This window comes from Pseudomonas sp. SHLD1, assembly GCF_028640935.1.
Taxonomy (GTDB): Bacteria; Pseudomonadota; Gammaproteobacteria; order Pseudomonadales; family Pseudomonadaceae; genus Chryseomonas; species Chryseomonas aestiva.
The window spans coordinates 35857-50253 of sequence record NZ_JAQZAD010000013.1; the positions used below are offsets into that span (position 1 = coordinate 35857).

11 protein-coding genes and 1 pseudogene are annotated in these 14397 nt (G+C 63.5%); 4 read left to right on the plus strand and 8 right to left on the minus strand.

Features of this window, described 5'->3' with window-relative positions:
• Window position 1 precedes the first annotated feature (1 nt).
• The 4 genes from pilP to pilL2 are packed head-to-tail and all read right to left on the minus strand — an operon-like array spanning window position 2 to window position 4963.
• Window positions 2-595, minus strand: a complete 594-nt coding sequence (gene pilP / locus PVZ77_RS05690) for a type IV pilus biogenesis protein PilP (protein ID WP_273805853.1) — start codon at window positions 593-595, stop codon at window positions 2-4.
• Complete coding sequence (gene pilO2, locus PVZ77_RS05695) at window positions 585-1943, minus strand: type 4b pilus protein PilO2 (protein ID WP_273805854.1); 1359 nt, start codon at window positions 1941-1943, stop codon at window positions 585-587. The genes pilP and pilO2 overlap by 11 nt, the downstream gene beginning before the upstream one ends.
• 3 nt (window positions 1944-1946) lie before the next feature.
• Window positions 1947-3677, minus strand: coding sequence for a PilN family type IVB pilus formation outer membrane protein (gene pilN / locus PVZ77_RS05700; protein WP_273805855.1), 1731 nt, complete (start codon window positions 3675-3677; stop codon window positions 1947-1949).
• Window positions 3674-4963, minus strand: coding sequence for a PFGI-1 class ICE element type IV pilus protein PilL2 (gene pilL2, locus PVZ77_RS05705; RefSeq protein WP_273805856.1), 1290 nt, complete (start codon window positions 4961-4963; stop codon window positions 3674-3676). Before pilL2 ends, pilN begins: the two co-directional genes overlap by 4 nt.
• Before the next feature lie 355 nt (window positions 4964-5318).
• Between pilL2 and PVZ77_RS05710 the strand changes: the two genes are divergently transcribed.
• Window positions 5319-6419 carry a catalase family protein gene (locus PVZ77_RS05710; protein ID WP_273805857.1) on the plus strand — a complete coding sequence of 367 codons (1101 nt, stop codon included), beginning with the start codon at window positions 5319-5321 and terminating at the stop codon, window positions 6417-6419.
• Between the two features lie 527 nt (window positions 6420-6946).
• On the opposite strand, the gene PVZ77_RS05715 is transcribed toward PVZ77_RS05710, so the two are convergent.
• On the minus strand, window positions 6947-7084 hold the full coding sequence (locus PVZ77_RS05715; RefSeq protein WP_273805858.1) for a hypothetical protein: 138 nt from the start codon (window positions 7082-7084) through the stop codon (window positions 6947-6949).
• Window positions 7085-7858: 774 nt separating this feature from the next.
• On the opposite strand from PVZ77_RS05715, the pseudogene PVZ77_RS25990 reads away from it, so the two are divergent.
• The 3 genes and pseudogenes from PVZ77_RS25990 to PVZ77_RS05725 all read left to right on the plus strand — a co-directional run.
• Window positions 7859-8032, plus strand: a pseudogene (locus tag PVZ77_RS25990) (HAMP domain-containing protein); the annotation flags it as partial.
• Window positions 8033-8188: 156 nt separating this feature from the next.
• Window positions 8189-8899, plus strand: coding sequence for a methyl-accepting chemotaxis protein (locus tag PVZ77_RS25995; RefSeq protein WP_443218042.1), 711 nt, complete (start codon window positions 8189-8191; stop codon window positions 8897-8899).
• A 570-nt stretch (window positions 8900-9469) separates the two neighbouring features.
• Window positions 9470-11653, plus strand: coding sequence for a TonB-dependent receptor (locus PVZ77_RS05725; RefSeq protein ID WP_273805860.1), 2184 nt, complete (start codon window positions 9470-9472; stop codon window positions 11651-11653).
• A 535-nt stretch (window positions 11654-12188) separates the two neighbouring features.
• Here the strand turns inward: PVZ77_RS05725 and PVZ77_RS05730 are convergent.
• The 3 genes from PVZ77_RS05730 to PVZ77_RS05740 are packed head-to-tail and all read right to left on the minus strand — an operon-like array spanning window position 12189 to window position 14033.
• A complete protein-coding gene (locus tag PVZ77_RS05730; protein ID WP_273805861.1) occupies window positions 12189-12653 on the minus strand; it encodes a single-stranded DNA-binding protein in 465 nt (154 codons plus the stop codon).
• Between the two features lies 1 nt (window position 12654).
• Window positions 12655-13230, minus strand: a complete 576-nt coding sequence (locus tag PVZ77_RS05735) for a DUF3158 family protein (protein WP_273805862.1) — start codon at window positions 13228-13230, stop codon at window positions 12655-12657.
• A 5-nt stretch (window positions 13231-13235) separates the two neighbouring features.
• Entirely contained in the window at window positions 13236-14033 is a 798-nt protein-coding gene (locus tag PVZ77_RS05740; protein WP_273805863.1) for a PFL_4669 family integrating conjugative element protein, read from the minus strand.
• Window positions 14034-14397 lie beyond the last annotated feature (364 nt).

Sequence of the window (14397 nt, forward strand, 5' to 3'; positions counted from 1 at the left end):
ATCAGGGCTCCTGCAGGGCAGTGGGCTGGCCAGCCGGAACCCCCGGCAGGGCAGACTCGGCGCCGGGCAGCGGCTGGCTGGCCACCGGCATCGAGCCCGGTGCCTGATCGGCGAAGCCCAGCGGGAAACGACGACCGCCGCGGCTGAGCTCGACGCCCTGCAGGGAGATCCCAGACAGGCTGTACCCACCTGGCAGCAGGCCGCCGCCCATGCGGGCCTCAGCGGTCTGGCCGTTCGGGTAAAGCAAGGTAGCGCGCAGATCCCGGGGCGAGCCATACAGCGTCTTCACCACCGGCAGGTACTCAGGCGCTGCGCTCGGCGCGCGTTGCGCCTGGTCGCTATGAGCGGCGGCAACCGGTGCGATAGCAGGGGCCGGTGCGTAGGCCGGCAGGGTGGTAGTGCTGCCTTGCCCGGCGCTCGCCTTGGCCTGGTTCAGCTCAGCCTGAGCCTTGAAGAACAGCGTTTGGCTCTGCACGGCCGAGAGCTCACCGACGTTGATCCCGCCCGTCTCGGCAGCGTAAGAGGCTGCCGGTGCAATGAGTAGGCAGGCGAGCACTGCCAGCGTGCGGCGTTGCTTCAGGGATTCACTGGACATAGAGGTCTCCTGTGACCGACCACAGCAGTCGCTCACCTTGCAGTTGGGTCTTGATCTCGCGCAGCCGCAGGCCTGGCTGAGCCAGGTCCTGGAGCATCACGGCGGGAGGTAGCAGGCTCTGGTACTGGAATTCGTAGTGCTTCCAGTCCGGTGGCGGCGGTGCGGGCGGAACGGGCTGGCCCGGCAGAGCAGGTGGCGCCGGCGGCGTCACCGGCAGCTCGCGCACGGTCAGCTCGGTCTGTTGCCGATTGAAGTGCGATGTCAGGGCGGCCAGCGCACTGCTGGCAGGTGCCAACGATTCATCGCCGGCCACGGCCAGCTGCAGGTCGCGCTTGAGCGCGGCGCTGTTGCCTGCGTCGAAGAAGCCCGGGTCGTCCGCGAAGTGGCCGGCAGTCACGGCGAGCAGATCCAGCGCTGAGCTGGTCCCCGTGCGCTTGTACACGCTGGAGACCAGGGCGCCATCGCACTGCGCCGAGTCGAACCGCCAGCCGGCCATGGCCAGTGGCAGGCTGTCGATCACCCCATTGCAGCCGGCGATGAAGGTGTCTGGTGCGATCTGCTTCGCCCAGGGATGCTCCAGGGCCTGTAGCGGCTGCACCTTGCCGGTCTCTTTGCTCATGGCGGCCAGCTGGGCTTGCTGTTGGGCCGCGATCAGGGCTTGAGCCGCGCGCGCCTCGCCCTGCTTGTGGGACTGCCAGATCTTCCAGCCCGCAAAGCCACCTACGACCAGGACAGCCATAAGGCCTATCCGGGTGGCCTCTCCGGTCGATAGGCCCAGGGTGAGCTGACGCAGGCGGTAGTCGCGCTTGAGGTTGGCCGGAGCCAGCAGCGCCTCGATGTCCAGGACCTGGCCACCGCGGCCAAACTCCGCCGGCAGATACAGCTCGTCAAAGACCAGGCTACGGGCCAGCAGCTGGTTCAGCTTGCGCTCGATCTCTTCCCGCGAACCGACCCGATCGCTGCCGGGCACCACGGCGCCGTCGTGAACGGCCACCAGGGCATAGCGCTCGGCTTCCGGATCCACGGCCCAGGCCGCAAGCCACGAATTGCCCAGCTGGCCAGCCAGCGCGGCGGCGAGTGAGTACATGCCCTTCATGGCGCCGGCGCTGCGCGCGACGAAGCCGGCCTGGATTACCGAGCCCGAGTGGCGAATGGCGACGATGTCCATCTGGTGCTCGCGACCATAGTCGCGGGCTTCCTTCATGTACTTGGTCAGACTGCCCAGGGGGTGCCAGATCAGGCCGGTCACGAAATCGCGGCCGTGGTAGTGCAGGACCTGGACGGTCCCGTCTGCCGCCGGTGCGGCAGCTGCTGCTCGCTTGCGCGAACCAAACAGGGACTTGGCCATGGGTCAGCCCATCAGGATCGGCGTGATCAGCACCACCAAGACGCTGTGCGTCGAGGTGCGGGTGCGACCGCCGCCCAGGCCGAAGAAGCCAGGCTCACCGACGCCGACCTTGTTGGTGTCCTCACTCAGCTCATCGAAGCCGGACAGGATCAGGGTCTGGCCGCTCTTGAGCTTGACCTTGGGCGATAGCGACTTGGCGTCGTAGTCCGGGACCTGGATGCTCGAGCTGTTCGAGGTGAAGGTCTGGAAGGTGGGCTTGGAGCTCATGTTGATCGAGATCATCAGCATCAGCTCGTCGTGATCCATGACGCGCGGCAGCAGGGTCATGTTGAAGCCGCTGGTGATGGTGCCAGGGGTGAGCGCCGTACTGGAGCCCACCGAGGCGGTGTTGGTCGTGGAGCTTGCGGCCACATAGCCCTTCACGTTGCCGATCTGCAGCGGCGCCGGTTGCAGATTCAGGGTGGTGACCGAGGGCGAGCGCACGTTGGACACGCGGCCTTGCTCGGCCAGAGCCTGGATGATGACGTTGGAGCCGGCGAGGGCCGAGCTCGACGTGTTGACGATGCCTACGGAGCCGCTGATGGCGCTGGTGCTGATGCCCGGCACCACGTTGGCCAGCGACAGGTTCCACTTGTTGGAGAGCGACCTGTAGACGGCGGCCCAATTGACGCCCAACTGATCGGTGTCGTTGAGCGTGACCTCGAAGACCTTGACGTTGAACAGCACCTGCTGACTGATGCTGCGGTTGGTGCTGTCCAGGTAGGCCTGGACCCGGTCCAGGACCTCGGGGCGGTCTGTCACGGTCAGGGTGCCGGTCGAGGTGCTCAAGAACAAGCGACCTGCAGGCGCGGTGCTCAGCATCGCCTTCACGTTGTTCTGGATGTCGGCCAGGATCGAGGACTTCAGGCGGACCGTGGTGCTCTGGCTGCTGCCGGATTCACCGGAGACGCCACTGTTGCTGGAGCCACCGGTGCCGCCGCTGGTGCCGGAGCCGACGCCGGCGCTGGTGTTCATGCCCGAGCGCACGGTGCTCTCGATGACCTGGTCGTCGCCGAAGGCATAGACGTCGAACACGCGGGTGTCGTAGTAGCTGATCCGCACGGCGCGCTCGGCCGGCGAGTACCGCCAGGCCAGGCCCAGGCGGGCGGTGACTTCATCCAGCAGGCCGGAGAGCCGGCCGCTGTAGGCCAGGCCACTGACCTTGCCGATGCTGGCGAGGGTCGTCGCGTCCAGCGGGCGAGACGCGGCCGGGGGCGTGGTGGTTGCCCCCGCCGTGGCACCGGCGCCGCTGATGACGCCGACCGGCAGCAGGCCGGCCAAGCTATCAGGGCTACCGCCTGCCATGGCGGCCATGCCCGCACCGCCGCTGTAGACGCTGGGTGCCAGAGCATCCGGCGAGATGAGCACAGGCATGCCACATTGGCTGGTGATGTAGCCGGCGATCTCGGTAAGGCCAACGCTACCGGAGGGTCGGTAGACCAACTCGCAATCGGTGGCGGTGGGCAAGCCGCGACGAGCGACCAGGGGCTGGGTGGAGACCCACGGCTTGTCACTGAACACGACCGTGTCGCGCTTGGGCTCGGCCTGCTGGTTGCGCAGCACGGCCGCGTAGCTGGAGGCTTCCTGCCCCTGCAGGGTGGCGCGCCCGGCGGCTTCGTCGACACGCTGCACGGAGCTGCAGCTGGCGAGCAGCACCGCTGTTGCCAGCAGGCTGGGGCGGAAAAGACGACTCATGACTTCTTCCTCTCGGAAACATGGACGATGCGCTGGCTGGAGCTGCCGTCGACGATGAAGGAGCGCGGGGCGCTGTCGTAAAGCGGGAAGACCTGGGCGATGGCCTCGGCGAAGGTGCCCTTGAAGTGCAGGGCGGCTTCGATGGGGTAGTCCAGATCGTCAGCCGTCCATACCACCTGCCAGCCCGCGCGCTTGGCCCAGGCCTCGACGCTGCGACGCAGGGTGCTGCCGACCGGTGCGTCCCAGGTCTGGGCGATGACGCTGGCCGGTTCGGTCAGGCGCACGGAGGGCAGGGAGTATGCGGCCGGCGTGGACGCGACGGTTTTCGCCGGTGCCGGTGCGGCAACGGAGGGGGCGGGGGCGACTGTCGTGGTCCGGGCCGCGACAACCACGGCGGGCTTCGGCACCTGGTGACTGGGTGCTACCGCCGGTGCAGGAGAGGGCGTGGCTACAGGCGCTGCAGCGGCCAGAGAGGTGCCCTGCGTCTGGGGGACGGTTGGAGATTGCCGGACAGGCAGCGTCACCCCAGGTGTTTGGACCGGCGCGGATGTCAGCGCCGCGCCGGCGGGCAGGGGTTTGACTGCGGCAGGGGTGGAGGTGTTCGGCACGGAAGCGCTTGGCACCACGACCTTCGCAGGTGACGGGTGGGTCTCCAGCGGCTTGGTTGCCGGGATGGTGGCCACGGTAACCGCAGCAGTGGTGCTGGCGGGCGCTGCGATTGGTTTGCTGACCGGTGCTGGCGCGAGCGCTGCGGGCGCCGCTGCATAGCGCTGGCTCTCGGGCAGCTGATAGCCCGGACGCAGCACGAAGCACACCGACCGCATGACCTCATCGACCTTCACCTGCCAGGCCGGCCCGGCCAGTACCTGCAGGGTGTTGCGCAAGCTCATGGGGCCGAGCTTGTACTGGGCGGCCGGCAGCGGCCGGGTGAAGAGGATGTTCACGTGACCTTGATCGGGTCCGCACAGGCTGTAGCCGGAGCGATTGACCACGTACTGCATGGCGTCGCGAACGGTCGGCTTCATGTTGGCCGGGATGTTCACGTCGATGATCTGGGCCATCAGGTCCCGCTGCTCGGTCTCCGGCGCCGTGTTCACCAATGTGTAGCGGCCGTAGCGTACCTGGGGCTCTGAGGCAGCGCCTTTCGGATAGAGATCGGGTTGTAGCAACTCGGGATTTCTCGAGCTGTCTGGACCGGTAGCCGGTGGGGCGGATTCGTGTGCAACGCAGCCAGCGAGAGCGGCGGCGAGTGCCAGCGGAGAGAGGGTGGAGAGCTTCCAGGTCATGTGCGGCGTGGCCCCAATTCGTGATGGGGCCCACGGTGCCAGCACAGCTAGCGAGAAGCAGGGGATAACCGTATCTAGAGCGAAAGAGGTTAGGGAGCAAAAAAATTCCCCGCGAGGGCGGGGGGCAGGTCAGGGTGGAAGCCTTGAGTTTCGAGTCGGAGCAAGGGACTCATGTAACTTGACACGATTCGAGCGCTAATGTTCTAGGCAGAACGTCGGCATACATCAGCGCAGAGCCGTTTGAGCTGATACTACCTTGTGTCGAAGCACTAATATCTTGGCGAACGTCGTTAGCGCGATAGCGGTCTATCGGCTGACCGTCTCCTCCGAATGACGGCACCCTAGGATTTCCGTGATGACCACGCCTACCGCTTTCCATCCGTTGCCGTTCCAGCCTGCCTTTGAACAGGTGCCGGATGATGAAGCCGACACCATTCGCGAGATGGTGGCGGCCATGAGAGATATCACCGAGACCACATACGCCAATGGTGGCCATGCCATACGCAGTGTGCATGCCAAGAGTCATGGTTTGCTCACCGGCCAGGTGACGGTACTGGGCGGCTTGCCGCCGGCCTATGCCCAGGGGGCCTTCGCCGTGCCGCGCAGCTATGCCGCGGTGCTCAGATTTTCAACCAATCCGGGCGACATCCTGGCCGACAGCGTCTCCACCCCGCGTGGCCTCGCTCTCAAGCTGATCGACGTGCCGGGCGAGCGCCTGCCTGGCAGCGAAGGGCAGATGACCCAGGATTTCGTCATGCAGAACGCCCCGGCCTTTACCGCGCCGGATCCCAAGACCTTTCTCAAGACGCTCAAGCTGCTGGCCAGGACCACCGACCGCGGTGAGGGCCTGAAGAAGGTGGCGTCAGCGGTGCTGCGCGGCACCGAGAAGGTGGTGGAAGCCTTTGGCGGCGAGAGTCCGACGCTGAAGAGCCTGGGTGGCCACCCGGAGACCCATCCGCTCGGCGAGACATTCTACACCATGGCGCCTTTCCTCTACGGCCCCTACTTCGCCAAGCTCAGCGTGGTGCCGGTGGCGCCGGAGCTGACCGCACTGACCGATGCCCCGGTGGAGGTAAACGGCAAGCCGGACGGCCTGCGCGAGGCGGTCAATGCCCATTTCGCCCAGCACGGCGGAGTCTGGGAGATCCGCGTGCAACTGGGGGTAGACATCGAGCAGACGCCGATCGAGGATGCCTCAGTGGTCTGGCCGGAAGACCTGACCCCCTATGTGACCGTGGCGCGCCTGAAGGTCCAGCCGCAACCGGCCTGGAACGAGGCGCGCTCGCGCGAGGTGGACGACGCCATGGTGTTCAGCCCCTGGCATGGCCTGGCCGCGCATCGCCCCCTTGGCGGCATCATGAGATCGCGGCAACCGGCCTACGAGATGTCTTCGCAGTTTCGCAGCGAGCGCAACGGCTGTCCGTTGCATCATCCACGCGGACCGGTGGAGTTGTAGACGCGGATACTAGTTGAGCGTGGCGAGCTCGGCGTTGTCGAGTTCGCGCGCGCCTACCTCAGCCGAACATGTCCCAAGATCGCAGATTACATTTCGGCGTTGGTGCAACGTCCTTAAACCGTAAGCGTATTGGTCAAGCATGCTCAACTGGCTTCCCCGAGATCCTAGTCGGGGTAGGGTAATTTTTTTCACAAGCAAGTTGGTGTTGCGCCTGCTTTTTTGCATCGCGCTCGATCCGGTTCTTGGCAATCCGCCGCTTGTCCCACAGCGTCTGCCATAGCTAGAGAGTTACGCTGTTCTCCATCGGCTGTTTCTTGATGATCACCAGGCGCCGCTGCCCATTGTGGTAGGCCCGGTCCTCGGTCTGGTCTTGCAGCGCCAGCGTACAGAGTGATCGCAAGAGGAGCACGTAATTGACTGCAGTCAGATTGTTGCCGGTGACGGCCACTGACGTCATGGCGATGAAGACCCGGTAATCGGCGTCCTACTGGAAGCAATCGATTGCCTTCTGCCGCTTCTCGAGGCTGTCAGTGCCAGCCAGGGTGACGCGCCCAAGCGCACCACTGCTGCAGTGTCGAGATCGTCTCCATGTACTCGTAGAACAGCAGCGCCTGGTCCTCCGCGTCGAGCTCGCCCGCCAGTTCCATTAACGCAATCACCTGCACACGCTCTATCCGCTGGCAAAGCGAACCCTGGCTAGGAAAAACAGGCTAATCGCCTTGAATTCGACCTTCCGTAGGCGGTTTCTGACCGTATGGCGGACGCTCGAAAAGAATGGTAAGGCTTTCGCATCGCTGAAACATTATTGCAATAAATCTGTAGTGAAGTGACCGCCCGCGTCATCCTCTCGGTCCCTTTCCATGAATCCCGCTCGTTCCCTACGTGCTCAATTGCTGCTGCTCATCGGCGGCGGCCTGATCTTGTTGCTGGCACTTGCCCTGGCAGGTTTCGGCCTGCTGTCCCGCCAACTGGACGGCTATCAAAGACTCCTTACCGGTCCGCTGGAGGAGGCGCGGCTGGTGGACGCCACCAACCTGGCCTTCAAATCTCAGGTGCAGGAGTGGAAGAACGTGCTGCTGCGTGGCGGTGCCGCCGACCAGCGCGAGCGCTATTGGAAGCAATTCCAGGAAGAGGAAGCGCGGGTCCAGACCGCATTAGAACAGCTGCAGCGGCGGGCCGATGAATCCGAACTGCGTCAGCGCCTGCAGCAGCTCGCCCAGAGCCACCGGGAAATGGGCGAAGCCTATCGACGCGGCCTGGCGGCCTATGTCGCCGCGGACTATGCCGCGGCCCAGGGCGATGCCGCGGTCAAGGGCATCGACCGGGCCACCAGCGAGCAGCTATCCGGTCTGGTGACCGAGTTGCACGCACGCGCCAACAGCCAGGCCGAGGCCTTGAGTGCCGAGGCACGGCGCACCGTACTGTTGGCGGTCGGCGCCATGCTCGCTTTTGCCGCCCTGATCGCCCTACTCAGCGCCTGGTTGGTCAACCGCCGTGTCGTCGGGCCGCTGTCACGGGTCACCGAGCAATTGGTCCAGCTCAGTGAAGGGCGCTTGGGGCAGCCGCTGACCGAGTCGCGACGCGACGAGGTGGGTCGGCTCGCCCGCGCCGCCAACCGCCTGCGCGACTTTTTCGTCGATTTGGCTGGCCAATTGCACCAGGGTACCGCTGCACTCGACGCGACTACCCAGGAACTGGGCGCCATCGCCCAGCGCAGCGGCGAGGGTATCCGCGACCAGTTTTCGCGTACTGATCAGGTAGCCACCGCCATGCACGAGATGAGCGCGACGGCGGAAGAGGTGGCCCGCCACTCTGGTAGCGCCGCCACGGCGGCCAACGATGCGGATCGTGCTGCCCAAGAAGGCGAGACGAGCATGACCCAGACCATCGCCACCATCGAGCGGATGCATGCTGAGATCACCCGAACCGCCGCCGTCATCGCCCGTCTGGAACACGATAGCGAGCGTATCGGCAGTGTGCTGGAGGTCATTCGCGGCATCGCCGATCAGACCAACCTGCTGGCGCTCAACGCTGCCATCGAGGCCGCTCGGGCAGGGGATGCCGGGCGTGGCTTCGCCGTGGTGGCCGATGAGGTCCGTAGCCTGGCTGTGCGCACGGCCAGTTCCATCAGCGAGATCCATCAGCTAATCGCGACGCTGCAGGGCGCCGCCCACGAAGCGGCTGAAGCGGTGCGTGCGGGCGCCGCAGAAAGCAGTGCCGGACGCGATCAGGTGGTGGCTTCTGGCGAAAGGCTGCGTAGCATCACCCTTGCTGTGGAAGCCATTCGTGACATGAACCGGCAGATCGCCACGGCGGCCGAGGAGCAGACTTCGGTGGCCGAGGACATCGCTCGTAACCTCGCGGAGATCGTCACGGTCGCTCGACACAACGAAGAGGACCTACAACGTACTCAGAGTGCCAGCGAACGCCTACATGGGGTTTCCGAAGACCTTTCAAAACTTTCAGGTCGTTTGCGGTAGCTGCCTTAGGATGAGGAAGCATTCATGTGCTGTCCTCATTCTGAAGGAGCATCTTGAGCAGGCGTAATCCACTTTCTTTGAGTAGGCAATGTCTGCGGCTTCACGTTGTGCCGCGGCTCCTCCTCACCTATACGTTGAGTCGGTGGCTGAAAAGGCACGATGTGCGACTTGGAGCTCTCGGCGCCTTTAGGTATCGGCACGGTTTTCGCCTGGCTATTTGCTCCGGACGACAGCCCCACGCTAGGTGAGTCCTATCTTCCGATAGCTTCATGCTGGGGCGGCCTATTTTCGGAAACGGTAGCAGCAGGGCGGGTCGTCGAAATCGCCAGACATCGGAATGCGTGTCTGAGCGATTACCGGCACTTGGTCGAGAATGCGATGTTCCTTTCCACTCCGATCGCTTATCAAAGGCAGGAGTTATCGCGATAGCGCTAGTCGGAGTAAGTGCAACGTTCATCCGAATTAACGATAACGGTTATCATAAGCTAATAGGATCGCGTCCCACTCGTGATCCTGTCTCTCTGGCAGGTACTCCGATCCCTCGACCCGTCAGCACAGGATTCGCTTGTCATGGCTCGCTCGCGCTCTGTTTTCCAGCTTTCGCCCCTCGCCCTGTCCATCACCACGCTTTGCGCCGCCACCACCCTGCCTGCCCTGGCGCAAACCAACGGCGACACCGTGCAACTGGACTCCACCACGGTAACTGCCACCGAGTCGCCCAAGAACGCTCCGCCGCCCGCCTATACCGGTGGCCAGGTGGCGACTGGAGGTAAGCTGGGCGTGCTGGGCAACCAGGACAACATGAGTGTGCCCTTCAGCGTCACCAGCTACACCGCCAAGCTGATCCAGGACCAGCAGGCCCAGACCATCGGCGAGGTGCTGAGCAACGACGCCTCGGTGCGCCAGTACAGCGGCTATGCCAACCAGTCGCAGAACTTCGTCATCCGCGGCTACAAGCTGACGGGCGACGACATCTCCTTCAACAACCTCTATGGCGTCATGCCGCGGCAGATCATCGCCACCGAGGCCCTGGAGCGGGTCGAGGTATTCAAGGGCCCCAACGCCTTCATCAATGGCGTGACGCCCACTGGCTCGGGCATCGGCGGCGCGGTCAACCTGCAGCCCAAGCGTGCCCAGGACGTGCCGACCCGCAGCTACACCGTCGACTACACCAGCGATGGCCGCCTCGGTCAGCATCTCGACCTCGGCCAGCGCTTCGGTGCCGACAACCGCTTCGGCGCCCGCCTCAACCTGATGCAGCGCGAAGGCGATACCGCCATCGACGACGAAAGCCAGAGATCCAAGCTGTTCGTCGCCGGCCTGGATTACCGGGGCGACACCTTCCGACTCTCCACCGATTTCGGCTACCAGAAACAGGTGGTCAATGGCGGCCGCGACAGCTTGCTACTCGGGAGCGGCCTGACCCGCCTTCCCCATGCACCCTCGTCCGACACCAATTACAACGCCCCCTGGACCCACACCCAGCTGGAAGACACCTTCGGGATGGTGCGTGGCGAGTATGACCTGAGCGACAGCTGGACTGCCTACCTTGCCATGGGCGGCAAGCACACTCGCGAGAACGGGACCTATGGCAGTGCCACGCTGCGGGACCAAGCCGGCAACATCACGGTCGGCGGTTCGAAGATCCCCCATGACGACGACTCCCGCACTGTCATGACCGGCCTGAATGGCAGCCTGCAGACTGGCCCGATCAGTCACCAGATCGCCCTGGGTGCGTCCAGCATCTGGACGGAGCAGAAAAACGCTTACGACTTCGCCTTCCCGGTGGGTGGAACCCCCAGCAATCTGGATCATCCCGTGTCCGTCGCCTATCCCCGCTTCGGCCGCCTTATCGGCGGAGACCTCAACGATCCTGGCACCACCGGCAAGACCACCAATCAGAGTCTCGCCCTCTCCGATACCCTCGGCTTCTTCGACGATCGTCTGCTGACCACGGTAGGCATTCGCCGCCAATCGCTGCTGGTCCAGGGCTACGCCTATGGCGACGGTCCCCGCACCTCCAAGTACGACCAATCCGTCACCACGCCGATCTATGGCGTTGTCTACAAGCTGACCGATGAGGTCTCGCTGTACGCCAACCGCATCGAAGGCTTGGCGCAGGGGCCTACCGCCGGCGGCAATGCCCTTAACGTCGGCCAAGTTTTCTCGCCTGCCCGCTCCAAGCAAACCGAGGCCGGTATCAAATACGACCAGGGCACCTTCGGAGCCACCTTTGGCGTCTACCGCATCGAACAGCCTGCCGATGGTTATATCAACGGTCAGCAGATCTTCGTCCGCGACGGCGAACAGGAAAACCGTGGCCTCGAACTGAACGTCTTTGGCGAGCCGCTGCTGGGGCTGCGTCTGCTGGCCGGTGCCACGCTAATGGACACCGAACTCAAGGGCACTCAGAACGGCAATAACGACGGCAACCGCGCCATCGGTGTGCCGCGCTTCCAGTACAACTTGGGTGCCGACTGGGATGTTCCCGGTCTGCAGGGCGTGGCGCTTAACGGCCGATTGCTGCGCACCGGCGGCCAATACGCCGATGCCGCCAACAACTTGAGCATCCCGGCCTGGACCCGTGTCGACCTCGGAGCCCGTTATCGCTTCAAAGTCGAGCAAAAGGAAGTAACCTTGCGCGCCAACGTCGAGAATGTGGCCAACAAGGCCTATTGGGAATCCGCCTTTGGCGGTTACCTGACCCAGGGCGACCCTCGTACTCTCAAGGTTTCCGCTACCTTGGACTTTTGATCGACTGGTGCCCAGCTTACCGCCAGGGCATCAGGTCAATAAGATCAACCGTATTAAAGAACCGGCTAAATGCCGGTTTTTTTATGGTCCCCAGACGTGAAGCGCTAGTTGAACTGTCCCAGAGCATATCGCTGAGTTATGACCTACCTGGGCGGGTGCCCTTTCAGGGACATGCAGTATGGAGTAGCGGCGTTGCGGAGGGGAGGTTCGACGTATTCAGCGGCGCCACGTTGAAGCGGCATCTGGCTAGCCGGAATCGCAGGCAAAAAAAGGCCCGGCAGTGCCGGGCCCAAACCGTGATTAGCCTGATGAGGAGATAACCGCAAGGTCCGACCGCAGGACCCCTTGATCTCGGCCGATCTCGCGACCGGCTGAGCTGATAGTATAGATTCTCATTCGCTAGTCAACACTATTTGCGATTTATTCTCACTTATCGGCTCTCTGCCCTTCGGTGAGCATGGGTGCTGCAGGATCACGCTGAGTGAGTGCAGCTATCCATCAGCTTCCCGCAGGGGCGCAAAATTTTTCAGGAGTTCTAATAGGGAATGTCGTCGTCGAAGCCGTCCCCGGTGGGTGCCGGAGCGCGAGTGGGTGCCGATCCGTTCGTGACCTGTCGCGTCTGACTCTGCCCAGTACCCTGGCCCATGGTGATGGACTCGATGCGTTGAGGCAGGAACGCAATCCGGTTGGCCTGGACTTTCATCGCGGCCTGCTCGACGCCGTTGCCATCCTTCCAGGTATCCAACACCGCCCGGCCGTCGACCAGCACCCGCATACCTTTCAGATACAGCCGGCTATAGCTTTCGGCATCGCGGTGCCAGAGCTCGACGTTGGCCCAGAAACCGCCGCGATCCTCGTAGGAGCCATCCTGCAGGCGGATGTTGTTATCGAAATAGACGTTCAGCCGGAGCAGGTGCCGCGGATCCTGATTGTCCTTCTGGAACCGCTTGTACTCGGGTGCGGAACCGATGTTGCCTTCCCATACTACTGCTGTGCCCATGTCAGGCCTCCTGTTGGGATGCGGCGTCTTCGCCGCGGGATTGGATGATCTGTTGCAGCTGTTCGGTGTAAACGGCATCGGCCTGGGCCATCTTCTCGGCACACTCGGCGGCCTGCCGGCCGATGGCATGGACCAGGCTGATCTGCATATTCAAAGCAATGCGCTGCAGCTCCATGGCGTGCAGGTCCTGGAGCAGTGTTTCGGTGACCAGGTCGTGGCGGCACAGGTCCGCCCAAAGCGCCACGCCCATCTTTCGTGTCCCGCTCTGCTGCCAGCGCAGAAAGACTGGGCCAGCTGAGGTGTGCTGGTGGGTCATCCGGATCGGCAAGAGCGTGAAGGGGAAGCGCTGGGCCTGGGCGAGAATCCGCTCCTGGGCCAGAGTGTTCAGGTCGGCTTCAAGGGAACAGCACTGCTCGGCTAACTGGTCCAGTGCTCCCTTACCTTTAAAGGGTTTTAAAAGCCCTTTGTAGAAGGGCGCGTGTTGCAGGTTCGCGAAGACATCCTGTTGCAGGGGCTGGAAGGCGGCCTGTTGCAGATCTGCGGTTTTGGAACCTTGAGTGGACTGTTGCAGTGCCATGGCGATCAGGCCTCACTTATCTCGGGGACGGCTTGGACGCTGGTCATAGCGCTCAAATGCTCATCCTCGTCGGCGGAGTCGCCATCGAAGCCCTCGTCGCCATTGCTTGAGCTAGCCGGGGCATCGCCGGGACGCTGGATCGCCGGGGCGAATTTGCTACGGCGGGTCCCTTCCAAGACGTCCTTGGGCATTTCCAGGAAGCTGTACATCTGCTGGGCGTTGGTGGCGCGGGCATTGTTGGCGGCGATGTCGTCGCGCGATGCGCCGCTGTAGCCCTTGTAGCGCTGGCCGACGCCGTACAGGCGACGAAGCACGGCGGCGCCCTCATCCAGCCAGGCCTCCTTGGAGCCGTTGTCGATCAAGCCGATGTGCGCAGCCAGGAGAATCCGGCGCACCAGCTCGTCATAGCGGGTGAGCAGGTACACGCCCTTAAAGGCCAGCGGCGAGTTCAGGTACAGCGGCAGCTTGAGCGGCTGGATCGACAGATTGGTTCCCACGTCGAGCTGCTTGGGCAGCATGGCCATGACCTGGTCCAGTCGCTCATCGATAGCGGTCAGCTGCTGCTCCGACTCCTCGATCTTGTCCTCGATGATGATAAGGAAGAGATCGGAGTAGGGATCGTCCTTGGCGGCGCCGGCGGAGATGCGGTTGATGATGTTGGAAAAGCCGGACAAGCCGATCATGCCGGGCTTGTTGTCGGAGCGCTGCCGGCCGAACCAGAGGCGGGAAGCGTGATGGGTATGCAAGGTGAGATTAACGCTCGATCTGAGCGAGCCCAGGTTGAGCTGGAAGGTGTCAGCCATGAGAAGGATTCCTTGGGTTGTGAGATGACGCTCGGGCAGGGTGCCGAGACTGGCGCTGGGGGGCAGCCGATAACCGTATCTGGATGCGCGGAGGTTGCAGGCCTACGGCGATAGCGAGGGTGATGCCAGTGGCATCATCCTGAGCTTCGGTCGAGCAAGTGATTCCAGTGGAATCACCCTGAAGGTTCGCTGCTGAGGTGATTCCAGTGGAATCACCCTGGGGGTCCGCTGCTAAGGTGATTCCAGTGGAATCACCCTGGGGGTCCGCTGTTAAGGTGATTCCAGTGGAATCACCCTGGGGGTCCGCTGCTAAGGTGATTCCAGTGGAATCACCCTGGGGGTCCGCTGCTAAGGTGATTCCAGT